The organism is Ferrovibrio terrae (genome assembly GCF_943372915.1).
GTDB classification, from domain to species: domain Bacteria; phylum Pseudomonadota; class Alphaproteobacteria; order Ferrovibrionales; family Ferrovibrionaceae; genus Ferrovibrio; species Ferrovibrio terrae_A.
This window is the reverse complement of the sequence record NZ_CALSAN010000024.1, coordinates 20,858-37,628: the sequence shown is the minus strand read 5'-3', so window position 1 is coordinate 37,628 and position 16,771 is coordinate 20,858. Positions and strand designations below refer to the sequence as shown.

General features: G+C 63.8%; 15 protein-coding genes. 9 read left to right on the top strand and 6 right to left on the bottom strand.

All coding sequences use genetic code 11. The features are described from left to right. Positions 1 to 62 precede the first annotated feature (62 nt). Together galU and AAG821_RS16025 are read left to right on the top strand one after the other, a co-directional pair. A complete protein-coding gene (gene galU, locus AAG821_RS16030; RefSeq protein ID WP_341914968.1) occupies positions 63 to 941 on the top strand; it encodes a UTP--glucose-1-phosphate uridylyltransferase GalU in 879 nt (292 codons plus the stop codon). 37 nt (positions 942 to 978) lie between these two features. Next, positions 979 to 2,292, top strand: coding sequence for a UDP-glucose/GDP-mannose dehydrogenase family protein (locus tag AAG821_RS16025; protein ID WP_341914966.1), 1,314 nt, complete (start codon positions 979 to 981; stop codon positions 2,290 to 2,292). 2 nt (positions 2,293 to 2,294) lie between these two features. On the opposite strand, the gene AAG821_RS16020 is transcribed toward AAG821_RS16025, so the two are convergent. From AAG821_RS16020 to AAG821_RS16010, 3 genes are all read right to left on the bottom strand, one after another. Further along, positions 2,295 to 3,506, bottom strand: a complete 1,212-nt coding sequence (locus tag AAG821_RS16020) for an MFS transporter (protein ID WP_341914964.1) — start codon at positions 3,504 to 3,506, stop codon at positions 2,295 to 2,297. A 233-nt stretch (positions 3,507 to 3,739) separates the two neighbouring features. After that, positions 3,740 to 4,795 carry an adenylate/guanylate cyclase domain-containing protein gene (locus AAG821_RS16015; RefSeq protein WP_341914962.1) on the bottom strand — a complete coding sequence of 352 codons (1,056 nt, stop codon included), beginning with the start codon at positions 4,793 to 4,795 and terminating at the stop codon, positions 3,740 to 3,742. Positions 4,796 to 4,934: 139 nt separating this feature from the next. Beyond that, the gene (locus AAG821_RS16010) at positions 4,935 to 6,164 is read right to left on the bottom strand and encodes a D-alanyl-D-alanine carboxypeptidase (protein ID WP_341914959.1); all 1,230 of its coding nucleotides are present in this window, start codon (positions 6,162 to 6,164) and stop codon (positions 4,935 to 4,937) included. A 174-nt stretch (positions 6,165 to 6,338) separates the two neighbouring features. On the opposite strand from AAG821_RS16010, the gene AAG821_RS16005 reads away from it, so the two are divergent. The 7 genes from AAG821_RS16005 to AAG821_RS15975 all read left to right on the top strand — a co-directional run bounded on the left by AAG821_RS16005 (position 6,339) and on the right by AAG821_RS15975 (position 14,390). Then, a complete protein-coding gene (locus AAG821_RS16005) occupies positions 6,339 to 7,064 on the top strand; it encodes a hypothetical protein (RefSeq protein ID WP_341914957.1) in 726 nt (241 codons plus the stop codon). Between the two features lie 197 nt (positions 7,065 to 7,261). After that, positions 7,262 to 7,762 carry a phasin family protein gene (locus tag AAG821_RS16000; protein WP_341914955.1) on the top strand — a complete coding sequence of 167 codons (501 nt, stop codon included), beginning with the start codon at positions 7,262 to 7,264 and terminating at the stop codon, positions 7,760 to 7,762. Between the two features lie 174 nt (positions 7,763 to 7,936). Continuing rightward, positions 7,937 to 8,266 (top strand): ATP-dependent Clp protease adapter ClpS, encoded by a 330-nt coding sequence (gene clpS, locus AAG821_RS15995; protein ID WP_341914953.1) that lies wholly within the window; start codon positions 7,937 to 7,939, stop codon positions 8,264 to 8,266. Between the two features lie 16 nt (positions 8,267 to 8,282). Continuing rightward, the gene (gene clpA, locus AAG821_RS15990) at positions 8,283 to 10,646 is read left to right on the top strand and encodes an ATP-dependent Clp protease ATP-binding subunit ClpA (RefSeq protein WP_341914951.1); all 2,364 of its coding nucleotides are present in this window, start codon (positions 8,283 to 8,285) and stop codon (positions 10,644 to 10,646) included. 157 nt (positions 10,647 to 10,803) lie between these two features. After that, positions 10,804 to 12,402 (top strand): ABC transporter substrate-binding protein, encoded by a 1,599-nt coding sequence (locus tag AAG821_RS15985; RefSeq protein ID WP_341914950.1) that lies wholly within the window; start codon positions 10,804 to 10,806, stop codon positions 12,400 to 12,402. Positions 12,403 to 12,462: 60 nt separating this feature from the next. After that, complete coding sequence (locus AAG821_RS15980; RefSeq protein ID WP_341914948.1) at positions 12,463 to 13,455, top strand: ABC transporter permease; 993 nt, start codon at positions 12,463 to 12,465, stop codon at positions 13,453 to 13,455. Further along, entirely contained in the window at positions 13,452 to 14,390 is a 939-nt protein-coding gene (locus AAG821_RS15975; protein ID WP_341914946.1) for an ABC transporter permease, read from the top strand. Before AAG821_RS15980 ends, AAG821_RS15975 begins: the two co-directional genes overlap by 4 nt. 3 nt (positions 14,391 to 14,393) lie before the next feature. Here the strand turns inward: AAG821_RS15975 and AAG821_RS15970 are convergent, their stop codons facing one another. The 3 genes from AAG821_RS15970 to AAG821_RS15960 are packed head-to-tail and all read right to left on the bottom strand — an operon-like array spanning position 14,394 to position 16,764. Continuing rightward, complete coding sequence (locus tag AAG821_RS15970; protein WP_341914944.1) at positions 14,394 to 15,068, bottom strand: hypothetical protein; 675 nt, start codon at positions 15,066 to 15,068, stop codon at positions 14,394 to 14,396. A gap of 23 nt (positions 15,069 to 15,091) precedes the next feature. Then, on the bottom strand, positions 15,092 to 15,520 hold the full coding sequence (locus AAG821_RS15965) for an HIT family protein (RefSeq protein ID WP_341914942.1): 429 nt from the start codon (positions 15,518 to 15,520) through the stop codon (positions 15,092 to 15,094). A gap of 53 nt (positions 15,521 to 15,573) precedes the next feature. Continuing rightward, a complete protein-coding gene (locus AAG821_RS15960) occupies positions 15,574 to 16,764 on the bottom strand; it encodes a GNAT family N-acetyltransferase (protein ID WP_341916340.1) in 1,191 nt (396 codons plus the stop codon). Positions 16,765 to 16,771: the final 7 nt, after the last annotated feature.

Below are 16,771 nucleotides of genomic sequence, written 5' to 3'. Positions count from 1 at the left end.
AAACCGCGAAGTGGCCCGGGCCCGAATCGCCCACCGCCCAACAACAAGAAAGTCCCTGCCGCATGATTCGCCCGATCCGCAAGGCCGTATTTCCCGTCGGTGGCCTCGGCACCCGTTTCCTGCCCGCCACCAAGGCGATGCCGAAGGAAATGCTGCCGGTCGTCGACAAGCCGCTGATCCAGTATGCCGTGGAAGAGGCGCAGGCCGCCGGCATCGAGGAATTCATCTTCGTCACCGGTCGTGGCAAGCAGGCGATCGAAGACCATTTTGACCGGTCCTACGAGCTGGAAGACGTGCTCAAGGAGCGCAGCAAGACCGACATGCTCGAGCTGATCAACAGCTGGATGCCCAAGGCCGGTGCGGTGTCCTACACGCGCCAGATGGAGCCGCTGGGTCTGGGCCATGCCGTACGCTGTGCCAAGTCGCTGGTGGGCGACGAACCCTTTGCCGTGCTGCTGGCCGACGACCTGATCCTGTCGGACCAGGGCTGCCTGGCCGAAATGGTCGAGGCCTATAACAAGGTCGGCGGCAACATGATCGCCGCCATGGATGTGCCGCATGAGCACACCAAGCGCTATGGCGTGATCAATCCCGGCAAGGATGCCGACAAGCTGGTGGAGGTGAAGGGCCTGGTGGAAAAGCCGAGCCCGGACAAGGCCCCCAGCCGTACCGCCGTGATCGGCCGCTATATCGTGCAGCCCTCGGTGTTCGACCATCTCGACAAGGTGCAGCGCGGTGCCGGCGGCGAAATCCAGCTGACCGATGCGCTGGCCCGCATGATCGGCGAGGTGCCGTTCCATGGCCTGCGCTTCAGTGGCACCCGTTATGACTGCGGCGACAAGATCGGCTTCCTGCATGCCAACATCGCCTTCGCGCTCGATCGCGAGGAGATGCGCCAGGATGCGGCCGAGATCGTCCGCGAGGTTTACAAAACGCTTTAAGTCTGTTGCAGACGGCCATGGTGCCGGGGGGTAGAGAATGCGCGTAGCCATGATCGGCACCGGCTATGTTGGCCTGGTGTCCGGAACCTGTTTCTCCGAATTCGGCCACAGCGTCGTCTGCGTCGACAAGAACCCCGAGCGCATCAACAGCCTGCTGCGTGGCGAAAGCCCGATCTTCGAGCCCGGGCTGGAAGATCTGGTGGCGCGCAACGTCAAGGCCGGCCGCTTGTCGTTCACCCAGGATATCAAGGCCGCGGTCGGCAATGCCGATGCGGTCTTTATCGCCGTCGGCACGCCCTCGCGCCGCGGCGATGGCGAAGCCGACCTGTCCTACGTCTATGCCGCCGCCAAGGAAATCGCCGAGGCGATGACCCACTATACGCTGGTGGTGACCAAGTCGACCGTGCCGGTGGGCACCGGCCGCGAGGTCGAACGCATTATCCGCGAAACCCGCCCCGATGCCGAGTTCGAGGTAGCCTCCAATCCGGAATTCCTGCGCGAGGGTGCCGCCATCGAGGACTTCATGCGGCCCGACCGCGTGGTCTGCGGCGCCGGCAGCGACCGCGCCAAGGAGCTGCTGCGGGCCCTGTACCGGCCGCTTTATATCAACGAAACGCCGATCCTGTTCACCGCGCTGGAAACCGCCGAGCTGATCAAGTATGCGGCGAACGCCTTCCTGGCGACCAAGATCACCTTCATCAACGAGATCGCCGATCTGTGCGAGAAGGTGAATGTGAACGTGCAGGATGTGGCACGCGGCATCGGCCTGGACGGCCGCATCGGCGGCAAGTTCCTGCATGCCGGCCCCGGCTATGGCGGCTCATGCTTCCCGAAGGACACCAATGCCCTGGCAGCGACCGGCCGCAAGTTTGCGGCGCCGCTGCGCATTGTCGAGACCGTCATCGAGGTCAACGACAAGCGCAAGAGCCATATGGCCGACAAGGTGATCGCGGCCTGCGGTGGTTCCGTGAAGGGCAAGACGATTGCCGTGCTCGGTCTGACCTTCAAGCCGGAAACCGACGACATGCGCGACAGCCCCAGCCTGGAGATCCTGCCGGCGCTGCAGGCGGCCGGCGCCACCATCCGCGCCTTCGATCCCGAAGGCATGCATGAGGCGAAGAAGCTGCTGAAGGACGTGGTCTGGTGCGGCGACGGCTATGAGGCGGCCACCGGCGCCGACGCCCTGGTGATCATCACCGAATGGAACCAGTTCCGCGCGCTGGATCTCGACCGGCTCAAGACCCTGCTGCGCCAGCCGGTGCTGGTCGATCTGCGCAACATCTACAAGCCGGCCGAGATGAAGCAGGCGGGCTTCCGCTATTACTCGGTCGGCCGCCCGCCGGTCGCGTAAGGTCAGGTTTTGCGGCGCGGTGCCAGATACCAGCCCAGCGCCAGCAGCAGCAGCACCATCGCCAGTCCGAAAGTCCACTGATAGGCCTGCAGCGGATAGTTGCCGTTGTCGCCGCGCGGCCACAGCGCGATCAGCCAGCCCATGCCGGCCTGGGCGAAGAAGGTGAAGCCGAACACCACGCCGTTCAGCAGCGTATTGACCCGTCCGGCCTGTTCAGGCGTGAACTGCCCGCTCAGGATCGGATAGGCCAGCACGGTGGTGTTGCTCAGGATTCCGAAGGCGATCCACAGCAGCGGGTTGGTCGGCGTCCAGCCACCGGCCAGCACGGCGAGCACGCCGGCATAGAACACCACGCCCCACACCATAGTGCGGCCCAGCGGGATCCCGCGGCGCTGCAGCCGGTCGGCGGCGATGCCGGTGAGCGTGAAGCCGGCCGTGAGTGCGGCAGCGACAATGAACAGCACCTGGGCGGTGGCGGCACGGTCCAGCCCGCCGACATCGCGCAGATAGGGCCCGGCCCACAGGCCCTGGATCGACATGCCGCTGGCCATGCCCATCATCGACACCGGCGCAATGCGCCAGAACCGCGCATCCATCAGGAACTGGCCGCATTCGCGCAGTTGCTGGCCCAGGCTGGTGGTCGCGGTCGGTGCCGCTTCCCGTTCGGGCACGACGAAGAAGATCAGGGTGGACGCGATGAGGGTCAGGGTCGCCAGGCCCCAGAACAGCGCCGTCCAGTGATAGTGCTCCAGCGCCAGCTCGACCGGCAGGGTGGCGGCCAGTGCGCCGAGGCCCCCGGCCGTCATGAACACGCCATTGGCCAGCGCCCAGCGTTCTTTCGGCAGCCAGAGGGCGATGGCCTTCATCGCCGACATCAGGCCGCCGGCGACGCCCAGGCCAACCAGGGCGCGGCCGATCACCAGATGGGTCAGGCCACTGCCGATGGCAAACACCACGGCGCCCAGGGCCGCCGAGAGCAGCAGGCAGGCCTGTACCCGGCGTGGGCCGAAGCGGTCGAGCAGGATGCCGAGCGGCAGCTGGAACAGCGAGAAGGTGACGAAGTAGGCCGCCGTCAGGGTACCGAGATCGGCGGCGCCGATGCCGAGGTCGCGCTGCAGGTTCGGCGCGATTACCGCATTCACGCTGCGGAACAGGTAAGACATGAAATAGCCGCAGGCGAACGGCAGCAGGACACGGAAGGCCACAAAAGCCATGCTTGGATTAGATAGGGGCATCACCCTCGATCCTCTTTTGGTTATGCCGTCCTGTCGGTCTGGGCGACCAGACAGAGGGAAGCAACCAAGGGGCGGGATGCCATGCCATCCGCAGTGCGGGACGGCAAATCAGGGCTTCGGGCGGAGGCAAAAATAGCCAACCGACAGCAGCTTGTCAGCAGCGCAAAGACGGGCATTTCCTCAAACTTTTTTGTTGCCTGGAAGATGGCAAATTAGGAGACGGCGAACAGGTTTATAGCAGTGCTTTTGCCCGGGAGCGAGAACTGCCCCAGCGGGGCTGCGGTAAGACCCGGCGGCAGCGGGGTGGCCGCAATCGCTTCGGCCGAGGCGATGGTGGCGTGTTCGGGCAGGCTTTTGGCGAGCTGTTCGATGCGGGACGTGGTGTTGATCGTATCGCCCAGCAGGACGATTTCCCGCTTCACTTCACCCATTTCGCCGGTCACCACCTCGCCGGCATGCAGCACGGCGCGGAATTGCGGGGCAACGCCGAATTCGTGCAGATAGTCCTCACGCAGGCTGTCCAGCCGGGCATGGGCCTCGGCTACGGCGGCAAAGGCGCCCGAGGAGTCCCGGCTGCCGTCCAGCGGCCAGGTCACGATCATCTCGTCGCCGACATATTTGTGGATCACGCCGCGCCAGCTCAGCACCGGTTCGGTAAGATCGGAAAAGAACCGGTTGAGCAGGCGGTGAAAGGCCAGGTCCCCGATCCGCTCGGCGATGGCGGTCGAGCCGCGCATGTCGAAGAAGACGAACAGGCGTTTTTCCCGGCGCGGGTGGTGATAACGGCCGCGCAGCACGTCGCGCAGCACGCCCGGCCCGAGCAGCTGCGACATCTCCATCATGAACGAGAAGATCGTGCTGAAGATCAGGGCGAAGATGACCGTGATGATGGTTGTGCGGTTGAAGCCGGTGCCCGGGTCGCCGTCGATCCTGAACAATTGTCCGCCCAGCCAGATGCTGCCCAGGATGGCGCCGCTGTAATAGATCCCCTTGAGCAGGATCAGCCACAGGAAGGGCAGCCGGCGCAGCCGTGCCCGGCCGGTGTTGACCAGGAAGATGTCGAACCAGCCGATCAGGCCGCCGATCATCAGGCCGGTGAATATGCCACGGAGTATGCCGCGGATGATGTCTTCCAGCAGTTCATGCGGCTCGGCATAAGCGAGAATGTAGGTGATGACACCGCCATAAATCGCCCCGGCGAAGGCCGAAACCGCCAGAACATAAGCCAGGGTTTTCCGATGACGGCGCTGGAGGTTGGGAGAGGTCATAGGATTGGGATTCGCTGTGGCACGGCACTGCTGGCCGCCGGGGAAGTGCCGGGAAACTGTAGGGATTCTGGGTCGAAAATGAAATCGCCGCGGTGATGGCGGTCACCGCGGCGTTGGAAGACTGGAAAGCGGATATCGCTCAGGCGTCGGGCGAAACCACCGAGCAGGTCATCTTCTCGCGCTTGAGCTGCTCGCAGGTCTGGCGGGCGGCGGTCTGGGTCAGGCCGGTGAGGCGGGCGCGATAGAGCGTGACCTTGCCGGCATCGACGGCATCGACCAGCGGCTCGGCTTCCGGTGCCTTGTTGCGCACCCGGTCGAGCAGCTTCTCGGCGGCGGCGGCCTGCTTGAAGGCGCCCAGCTGGACGGCCCATTCGCCGGCCGGCGGATTGGCGGCCGGAGCGGCGGCCTTGGTGGCTTTCTTGATCTGCCTGGCCTTGGCCGAGGTCGGTGCCGGGGTGGCGGCTTCGGCGCTGGAGATCAAGCCCAGGCCGTGGTTCGGCTTCGGGCCCTCGACCATCAGCGGGGCATTGCTGTCGGCACCGTTCTCGATCTTCTCGAAGCCGATATCCAGCAACTGGATCATGCGGTTGTCGCGGGCGACCACACTGGTGCCGCCATAGACCACGGCCACGATGCGGCGGCCGTCGCGCTTGGCCGAGGCCACCAGGTTGAAGCCCGAGGCGGCGATGAAGCCGGTCTTGATGCCGTCGGCGCCTTCATAGCGCGTCAGCATGTGGTTGTGGTTGCGAATGGGCTGGTCCTGCCACTCGAACTGGGCTGTCGAGAAATAGGTGTAGTAGGGCTTGTGGTTCTTGATCAGCGCGATGCCCAGGGTGGCCATGTCGCGGGCCGTGCTCTTCTGCTTGGTGTTGGGCAGGCCAGAGGCATTCTGGAACACGGTGTTGTGCATGCCGAGCTGCTGGGCCCGGCGGGTCATCATGGCGGCGAACTGCTTTTCGCTGCCGCCGATGGCTTCACCCAGCACGGTGGCGGCATTGTTCGCCGACTTTGTGATGGAAGCCAGAATCGCGTCGCGCACGGTTATGGTCTGGCCGGCCCGCAGTGCGATACCATAGGGCTGGGCGGCGGCGTGCTGGGAGACGGTCAGGCGCTGGTCCATCTTCAGACGGCCCTCTTTCAGGGCGTCGAAGGCCATGTACAGGGTCATCATCTTGGTCAGCGACGCCGGATAGCGCGGGGCATCGGCATCCTGGGCGTGCAGCACGCGGCCGGTATCGGCATCGACCACGATGGCAGAATAGGGACCGGCTTCCGCCGGGGCAGCGGCAAAGACCAGGAACAGAAGGGTGAAACAGATTGTTACAATGGCCGACAGAGTCCGCCCCTTGGCCATATCAGTTCGCTTCATTATGCCTTACCTCGGATGCCCTGACTGCGGGTGACGACCGGGTGCCCCCCAGGCCGCGAATCGGGAGAAGGATATTAACCAGACGCCCCACTTGTCCAGCGTATTGTTCACTAACAAGTTGAATCTCCATGGATTCACCGTGCCGTTCAGCCGAAACGCAGGAAATCGCAGACTATGACGAACAGCTTTAACAAAGTCTTGGCGTTTACACTTGTCCTCGGAGTCGGGGCCGGGCTGGCCGCCTGCGCTTCCCAGGGGCCGACCGACAACCCGGTTCAGCGCAATCTGACCTGGGACCGCTATGTCGGCGGCGACGACATGGTGCGCAGCTGCGCCGCCGGGCAGCCCGCGCGCTATCGCCTGGTGTACAACGCCCGCCAGGAGGACCAGCAGCGCAGCTATGACATCTCGGCCCAGCCCGATGGCGGTGCCATGCTGGAGGCCCGGGTGATGGGCCGGGGCTACCTCAACAAGGTGCTCCTGACCGATCCGCTGGCGCCATGGCGCGGCGAGCAGGCGCTCTACCGGCTGACCCCGGCGGAATTCGACCAGTTGAAGGCGGCCGTCACCGCCACCGGTTTCGAGGCGCCGGCGCCCGAAGGGCTGTTCCTCCGGGGAGACACTTTCTACTGGACCGCCAGTGCCTGCCGGGACGGGCAGTTCCATTTCCACGCCTGGGCCTGGCCCTCGCCGGAGTTCGACCGCATGGCCGTGCCACTGCTGAAGGCGCTGGCGCCGTTTGACCGGACCGCCGAGAAGCCGATTGAGCCCTATGAGGTGCCGCTGCCGCCCTACAGCCTGCTGCTTGAGCGGCGGGGCGGCCAGCCGTTCAGCCCGCCGCATCGCTACATTGTCGCCAAGAACGGGCTGCGCTACAGCCAGGGCATCCTGTTCAATTAAGCTGATTTGCTCTGATTTTCCGCCGATTCTGGTGCGCTGCACAAAATTATTGTGCAGCGCACCATTTTTCTATTGACGAAGCGAGTGCTCGCTCTTAAGTTTAGGGTGTTGCAGCGCACCATTTGCGCAAAGTTTCGCCGTCCCATGCAGGCGGCTCTGGCACCGTTACAAACCCGGACACAGCAAGGACAGCACCCATGGCTACCAAGAAGAAGATCGACGGAACCGAAACCGAAGCCCTCACCGGCAACCCCTTTGAGGCCGCGATCTATGCGTCCAAGGAGCAGGTCGAGAAGGCTATCGCCACCGGCACCGAAGCGCTCGAGAAGGCTTTCTCGATGAGCAAGGATCGTTTTGAAGACATCGCCAAGATGGGCAAGGAGCAGGTCGATGCCTGCGTGACTGCCGGCAATGTCGCCACCAAGGGTATGGAGACCATCAACGCGGAAGCGATGGCCTTCACCAAGACCCAGATCGAAGACCAGATTTCTGCCGCCAAGGCGATGATGGGTGCCAAGACCCTTCAGGAGCTGATCGAGCTGCAGAATGGCTTCGCCAAGAACGCCTTCGAGGCCTATTCGGCCTACACCACCAAGATGAGCGAAGTTGCCACCAAGGTGGCGCAGGATGCCTTCGCCCCGATCAATGCCCAGGTCCAGGCCTCGGTTGAGAAGTTCGTCAAGCCGCTGGCCGCGTAAACAGCGGATTGCCGCTACAGTTTCCTCCCCAGCAGAGTGCGTTCTGGAGCCCGGTTGCAAAACCGGGCTCTTTTTTTGTCCGAAGCCTACTGGTAATTTTAACCGGTGAAGCCATATCATCGTTCCGTGCACCAATTGTTTTCCGGTGCCGCAGTCAGTGACTGGGTCTGAGGCATGAGCGAACGGGATGGACGTGACGGGCGCGGGCGCACCGAGGTCGGCGTGGTCACCAAGACCCGGCCGAAGACGCAGAAGCCGCCCATGTACAAAGTGCTGTTGTTGAACGACGACTACACGCCGATGGAGTTCGTCGTGCATGTGCTTGAGCGTTTTTTCAACAAGGCGCGCGAGGATGCCACCCGCATCATGCTGCATGTCCACCAGAAGGGCGTCGGCATCTGTGGTGTCTTTACCTACGAAGTGGCTGAGACCAAAGTAACCCAGGTGATCGATTTCGCGCGCCAGCATCAGCACCCGCTGCAATGCACTATGGAACGCGACTGAGGGAGGCTTTCTACGAATGGCATCTTTCTCCCGCACGCTTGAACAGACCCTGCACCGCGCCCTGTCGCTCGCCGGTGCCAAGAAACACGAATTCGCCACGCTGGAACATCTGCTCTTCGCCCTGACCGAAGACCAGGATGCCATCGCCGTGCTGCGCGCCTGCAATGTCGATGTCGAGAAGCTGCGCCAGCGCGTCGGCACCTTCATCGACGAGGAACTGCGTGGCCTGGTGGTCAGCATCCCGCAGGATGCCAAGCCGACCCTGAGTTTCCAGCGCGCCGTGCAGCGCGCCCTGTTCCATGTGCAGTCCTCGGGCCGCGAGGAAGTGACCGGCGCCAATGTGCTGGTGGCGATCTTCTCCGAGCGCGAAAGCCATGCCGTGCATTTCCTGCAGGAGCAGGACATGACCCGCCTGGATGCGGTCAGCTATATCAGCCATGGCGTGGCCAAGGCCCCGGGCCGCGGCGACCGCCGCCCCGTGCGTGGTGCCGACAGCGATGTGGAGCAGCGCGCCGAACGGGCCGACCGCGGCGAGCGCGAGCGCACCGACCGCAATGCCGGCAAGGACAAGGAGGCGCTCAGCGCCTACTGCGTCAACCTCAACGAGAAGGCCAAGGCCGGCAAGATCGACGCCCTGATCGGCCGCGAGGCCGAGATCGAGCGCACCATCCAGATCCTGTGCCGTCGCACCAAGAACAACCCGCTCTATGTCGGCGATCCCGGCGTGGGCAAGACGGCGATTGCCGAGGGCCTGGCGCGCCGCATCGTGCGCGGCGAAGTGCCGGAGATCCTGAAAGACTCCACCATCTTTGCGCTCGACATGGGCAGCCTGCTGGCTGGTACCCGCTATCGCGGCGATTTCGAGGAGCGCCTCAAGCAGGTGATGCAGGAGCTGGAGGGTCAGCCCGGTTCGATCCTGTTCATTGACGAGATGCATACCGTGATCGGTGCCGGTGCCACCTCGGGCGGCGCCATGGATGCCTCCAACCTGCTCAAGCCGGCGCTGGCTTCGGGCGCGCTGCGCTGCATCGGTTCAACGACTTACAAAGAGTTCAGGTCCTACATCGAGAAGGATCGCGCCCTGCTGCGCCGCTTCCAGAAGATCGATGTGAACGAGCCGTCGATCCCCGATGCGATCAAGATCATCAAGGGCATCAAGGGCTATTACGAGCAGCATCACGGCGTGCGCTACACCGAGGATGCGATCAAGGCCGCGGTCGAACTGGCCGCCAAGTACATCAACGACCGCAAGCTGCCCGACAAGGCGATCGACGTGATCGACGAGGTGGGTGCTGCCGAACTGATGAAGCCGGAAAGCAAGCGTCGCAAGACCATCGGCGTGAAGGAGATCGAGGCCATCGTCGCCAAGATCGCCCGCATTCCGCCCAAGTCGGTGTCGCGCGAGGACAAGGAGTCGCTCCGCAATCTCGAGGGTGACCTGCAGCGGGTGGTCTATGGCCAGGACAAGGCCATAGAAGCCCTGTCCAGCGCGATCAAGCTGGCCCGCGCCGGCCTGCGCGAGCCGGAAAAGCCGATCGGCAATTACCTGTTCTCGGGCCCCACCGGCGTCGGCAAGACCGAGGTCGCGCGTCAGCTCGCCACCATCATGGGCGTCGAGCTGATCCGCTTCGACATGTCGGAATACATGGAACGCCACAGCGTCAGCCGCCTGATCGGCGCGCCGCCGGGCTATGTCGGGTTCGACCAGGGTGGCCTGCTGACCGATGCGGTCGACCAGCATCCGCATTGCGTGCTGCTGCTCGACGAGATCGAGAAGGCCCATGGCGACCTGTTCAACATCCTGTTGCAGGTGATGGACCACGGCAAGCTGACCGACAACAACGGCAAGCATGTCGATTTCCGCAACGTCGTGCTGATCATGACCACCAATGCCGGCGCGTCTGAAATGTCGAAGAATGCCATCGGGTTTGGCCGCGACATGAAGGAAGGCGAGGACGAGGAGGCGATCAAGAAGATGTTCACGCCGGAATTCCGCAACCGTCTGGATGCGGTGATCCCGTTTGCGTCCCTGTCGCCCGATGTCATCTACAAGGTGGTCGACAAGTTCGTCGCCCAGCTGGAAGGCCAGCTGGCCGACCGCAATGTGACCGTGGCCCTGACCGACGAGGCTCGTGCCTGGCTGGCCGAGCGCGGTTACGACAAGCTCTATGGCGCGCGTCCGCTCGGCCGGGTGATCCAGGAGCACATCAAGAAACCGCTGGCCGACGAGCTGCTGTTCGGGGCGCTGGTGAAGGGCGGTCACGTGCTTGTGAAGGTCGAGGACGACAAGCTGGCCTTCGAGTTCACTGCCGAAAAGGGCGCCAAGGGTGGCCCTGCCGACGGTGCCCCGGATGGCAAGGTACCTGAATACGCGCATTAGCCTTTGACGCTACGTCACTGGCCGCGAGTCCGTAGACATAAAATTCCCATAAAACTACAGTGTTCGCATGCGGATGCGGGTTGGACCTCCAGCCCGCATCCCGGCGAACCGGCACGTTCTGTGCCCGATTGAAAAAACGATAAACAGGAGGCTTTCAATGGCCGCATTCCGTTTGAAGACCGCTTTGCTGGCTGGCGCGCTCGCCCTGGCACTGCCGCTGGCTGCCGCGCCGGCGCTGGCACAGGGCAAGGTGCTGCGCTGGGCCAGCCAGGGCGACTACCTCACCATGGACCCGCATAGCCAGAACGAGGGCCTGACCCGCACCGGCAGCTTCCAGACCTATGAAGGCCTGGTCGGCTACAGCGCCGATCTGAAATTCGTCCCCGCACTGGCCACCTCGTGGAAGGCCGTCAACGACACCACCTGGGAATTCAAGCTGCGCCAGGGCGTGAAGTTCCATGACGGCGCCGACTTCACCGCCGATGACGTGGTCTTCTCGGTCAAGCGCGCGCAGCATCCCGCGTCCGACTTCAAGACCTACATCGCCTCGGTGAAGGACGTGAAGAAGGTCGACTCGCATACCGTGCATGTCGAGACCAACGGCGCCAATCCGATCCTGCCGAACCAGATCGCCAATATCTTCATCCTGTCCAAGGCCTGGGCGGAAAAGAACAACGTGGTCAATCCGCAGTCCTACAAGGACAAGGAAGAGACCTTCGCGGTGCGCAACACCAACGGCACCGGCCCGTTCATGCTGAAGCAGCGCGAGCAGGATGTGCGCACGGTGATGGTGCGCAATCCGACCTGGTGGGGCCTCAAGGACAACCCGCATAACATCGACGAGATCGTCTATACCCCGGTCACCACGCCGGCCACCCGCGTCGCCGCGCTGCTCTCGGGCCAGCTCGACTTCGTGCTCGACGTGCCGGTGCAGGACGTGGAGCGCGTCAAGCGCTCGCCGGGCCTGCAGGTGAAGAAGACCAACGAGATCCGCTCGATCTTCCTCGGTCTCGATGTCGGCAGCGCTGAACTGAAGTATTCCGACGTCAAGGGCAAGAATCCCTTCGCCGACAAGCGCGTGCGGCAGGCGATGTATCATGCCATCGACATGCAGGCGATCGCCCAGAAGGTGATGCGCGGCGATGCCGTGGTGGCCGGCATGATCACCTCGCCGGGTGTGCATGGCTACAACACCGCCATCGACAAGCGCCTGCCGTATGACGTCAACAAGGCCAAGGCCCTGCTGAAGGATGCGGGTTATCCGAATGGCTTCGGCGTCAAGCTGGACTGCTCGAACGACCGCTATGTGAACGACGAGGGCGTCTGCCAGGCCGTGGTCGGCATGCTGGCCCAGGCCGGCATCAAGGTCGATCTGGCCGCCCAGTCGAAGACCCTGCATTTCCCCAAGCTGCAGAAGAAGGATACCAGCTTCTTCCTGCTCGGCTGGGGCGTGCCCACCTTCGACAGCCACTATGTCTTCTCGTATCTGGTGCAGACCCCGGATGGCAAGAACGGCAGCTGGAACTTCACCAACTACTCGAACCCCAAGCTGGATGCCATGTTCAACGGCATGCTCAGCGAGCTGGACCAGGCCAAGCGTGACAAGCTGATCGCCGACTCCTGGAACATCATCAACGACGAGGTGATCTACCTGCCGCTGCATCACCAGGTGCTGAACTGGGCGATGAGCGAAAAGCTGGATATGCCGATCATCGCGGACAACGTGCCGCGCTTCCACTTCGCCAAGATGAAGTAACACGCGCCGCCGCCCCGGATCACACCGGGGCGGCGGAGTCTTATTGCAAGTACAGGCCCCATGCTCGGTTACATTGTCGGACGACTGGCGCAGGCGCTGGCGGTCATGCTGGCTGTCGCTCTGGTCGCTTTCCTTTTGTTCAATTACGTCGGCGACCCGATCAACAACATGGTCGGGCAGGAAGCCACGACCACGGACCGCCAGGAGCTGCGCGACCAGCTGGGTCTCGACGATCCCGCGCCGGTACAGTTCGCCCGTTTCCTCGGCAATGCGGTGCAGGGCAATTTCGGTCTGTCCTACCGCATGAAGCGTCCGGTGGCGGCGCTGATCCAGGAACGCCTGCCGGCCACCCTGGAACTGGTTTTCCTTTCGGCGCTGGCCTCGCTGGTCATTGGCCTGCCGCTGGGTGTCTATACGGCGCTGCGGCGTGACAGCTGGTTCAGCCGCGTGGTGCTGACCACCAGCCTCGTCGGCGTGTCGTTGCCCACCTTCGTCATCGGCATCGGCCTGATCTACCTGCTGTCGGTACAGTTCGACTTGCTGCCCAGCTTCGGGCGCGGGCAGGTGGTGTCGCTCGGCTGGTGGACCACCGGTTTCCTGACCAAATCGGGCTGGGCCGCCATCATCATGCCGGCGATCACGCTCAGCCTGTACCAGCTTACCCTGGTGCTGCGCCTGGTGCGCACCGAGATGATGGAAGTGCTGCGCACCGATTATATCAAATTCGCCCGTGCCCGCGGCCTCAGCAACCGCGTCGTGCATTTCCGCCACGCGCTGAAGAACACCATGATGCCGGTTGTCACCATCGTTGGCCTGCAGATCGGCGGCCTGATTGCCTTTTCCATCGTCACCGAAACGGTGTTCCAGTGGCCGGGGATGGGGCTGTTGTTCATCCAGGCGGTCGGCTTTGCCGATATCCCGGTGATGGCGGCCTATCTGGTGCTGGTGGGTGCGATGTTCGTGGTGCTCAACCTGATGGTCGATCTGGCCTATTTCGTGATCGATCCACGCCTGAGGGTGGATCGTGCCAAGGCGGCGGGGAAGGCAACATGAGCACGCCCCCCATGAATACACCCCTTGCCATGCTGCGCCGCTGGTATGACAGCGACCTGGCCTTCAGCTTCCGCAGCTCGCCATCGGTGGTGATCGCCGCCGTGGTGGCCGTGGTTATCATCCTGGCGGCGGTGTTTGCCCCGCTGGTGGCGCCGTTCAATCCCTTCGATCCGGGTGCCCTGAAACTGATGGATGCCTTCACCGCGCCGGCCTGGACCGACGAGGGCAAGATGCCCTATCTGCTCGGCACCGACGACCAGGGCCGCGACCTGCTGTCCACCATCCTGTATGGCAGCCGTATCTCACTGCTGGTCGGCTTCGCCGCGATTGCCTTCGCCGCCGTGTTCGGCACCCTGATCGGCGTGCTCTGCGGCTATCGCGGCGGCTGGCTGGATGTGGCCGTGATGCGCACCGCCGATGTGCAGCTCACCATCCCCAGCATCCTGATCGCGCTGACCATCGATGGCGTCACCCGCACGGCGCTGCCGCGCGAGCTGCACAATGAAATCGCCATTTTCGTGCTGATCTTCGCAATCGGCATCGCCGACTGGCCGCAATTTGCCCGCGTCGCCCGTTCGGCGGCGCTGGTGGAGCGGCACAAGGATTATGTCTCGGCGGCCCGCGTGATCGGCCAGCCTTCCTGGGTTATCGTGCTGCGCCATGTGCTGCCGAATACGCTGGGGCCGGTGCTGGTGCTGGCCACCGTCGGCCTGGCGCTGGCGGTGCTGTCGGAGGCGACGCTCAGCTTCCTCGGCGTTGGCGTGCCGCCGACGCAGCCGTCGCTGGGCACCCTGATCCGTGTCGGCCAGAGCTTCCTGTTCAGCGGCGAATGGTGGATCACCTTCTTCCCGGCGATGACCCTGGTGCTGCTGGTGCTGGCGGTGAATGTGCTGGGCGACTGGCTGCGCGATGCGCTGAATCCCAAGCTGCGCTGAGCGCTAGTTGAGTTTGCTGCGCACCTTGTCTTTCCAGTATTTGCGCTTTGCCGGATCGGCGGGAATGCCGGGGCGGCCATCGGCATAGAGCTGCGCCAGGTCCAGCATGGCGGCGACGTAGCCGGCCTTGGCCGACCGCTCCAGCCAGCGCAGTTCCTCCTCCGGGTCGACGGCCACGCCGTCGCCGCTGTTGTAGCGCGAGGCGAGGATATAGGCTTCGGCCGGATCGCCCAGTTCGGCGGCCTGCCGGCCGGCACGCAGGGCCTGCTTCGCGTTCTTCATATAGCGGTAGCAGTCGGCCAGCAGGGTCCAGATCTTCACATCATTGGGTGCGGTCATGACGGCCAGTTCCAGTTCTTCGGCTGCCTGGGCGTATTCGTTGATCAGTGCGGCAAAACCGGCAAAGCGGTAGCGATAGGCGGCGGCTCCGCCCGAGACAGTGACAGCAGCCCGCAGGGCCTGCAGCCCCTCGGCATAGGCGCCGCTGGCGAAATGCGCATGGCCGAGCAGGGCGCGCAACTCGGCATCCTGCGGATTGGCGGCAATCGCCTGTTCACAGGCGCTGGTCAGGCCGCGCTGCGCCTGTTCCTGGCATTGCGCGGCATAATCCTCGGCCGCCATGGCCGGCAGACTCGCCAGCAGCAGCAGCGGCAGGACCAGCAGATACCTGGATTTCACGATCTGACTCGCATGGTCAGAGCTTACAGTCTTGCCTTGATATCGGCAGCCAGTTTCGCGATGGCTTCATGGTCGCCCGGCGACAGGCTCCAGTTCAGCTTGGCATTGTCGCCCAGACGGCGCGGCAGCACATGCACGTGGTAATGCAGCACCGACTGGGCCGCACCCGGCCCGTTGGCCTGCACGATATTGATGCCATCGTTGGTCACGGCATCGGCGACAGCCACCGCGATCTTCTTGGCGGTGCGGGCCACCGCGGCGATGCTGTCATCGCTCGCCTCGAACAGGTTGGGGAAATGGCCCTTGCTCAGCACCAGCGCATGGCCGTGGTTGAACGGATTGATATCCATGATGGCAAAGGTGTGGTCGTCCTCGTAGAGCTTGAAGCTCGGCGCTTCGCCCTTCACGATCTTGCAGAAAATGCAGCCGCCGTCATGCGGTGTGCCCGCCATGTCATCGTCCTCCCTGCCTGTGCCCCGATGTTATCCCGGGTCTGGCACACAGACTATTCGCTTTCCTCGGGCGCCGTCACCTGACGAAAGGGTGAGTGCTGGTCCATGGCGGCGATCATGCCGGTCATATAGGCGCGTTCCTCCTTGAGGAAGCGGGCCACGGCAGTCTGGAAGGCCGGTTCGGCCATCCAGTGCACCGAATGGATCGGCACCGGCAGGTAGCCGCGGGCCAGCTTGTGCTCACCCTGGGCGCCGGCCTCGACGCGGCTGAGGCCATGCCGGATGGCATAGTCGATGGCCTGGTAATAGCAGCATTCGAAATGCAGGCAGGGATGATACTCGATGCAGCCCCAGTTGCGGCCATAGAGCGTGTCGCGGCCCAGCATGTTCCAGGCACCGGCGATCCAGCGGCCCGCGCGCTGCGCCATCACCAGCACGATACGGTCGGCCATGCTGGCCTGCAGGCGGCGGAAGAAATCGCGGTTTAGATACGGCCGGCCCCATTTGCGGCTGCCGGTATCCATGTAGAAGTCGAAAAACGCATCCCAGTGTTCATCGGTCAGGGCGGAGCCCTGCAGCGTCTGGATCTCGATGCCGACCTCGACAGCATCGCGGCGCTCCTTGCGGATCGCCTTGCGCTTGCGCGAGGCCAGCTGCGCCAGGAAGGCATCGAAATCGGCGTAGCCGTCATTTTGCCAATGGAACTGCTCACCGATGCGCAGCAGCAGGCCGTTGCCCTCGGCCCAGCCGGCCTCGGACTCGGTGAGGAAATTCACATGCAGGGACGAGAGGCCGTAGCGTTTCACGATCTCGCGGGCGCCCTGCAGCAGCGCGCCGGCCACGCTGGGGAAATCCTGGCCCGGCGCCACCAGGAAGCGCGGCCCGGTGACCGGCGAGAAGGGCACGGCAGCCAGCAGCTTGGGATAATACTGTCCGCCGGCACGCGCATAGCCCTCGGCCCAGCCGTGATCGAAGATGTATTCGCCCTGGCTGTGCCCCTTGATGTAGAGCGGCAGGGCGCCGATCACCGCGCCGGATTCATCCTCGGCCACCAGATGGGTCGGTTGCCAGCCGGTGCGTGGCGTGACGCAGCCCGATTGCTCCAGGGCATCGAGAAAGGCATAGCAGACGAAAGGGTTTTCGTCGCCTGCACAGGCGTCCCAGGCCGCGGCCGGCAGCTCGGCGATCCGCGCCAGCGCGCGGATGGTGATTTTGCTTGCTGCCCCGGCGGTGCGGCCTGTCATGCCAATA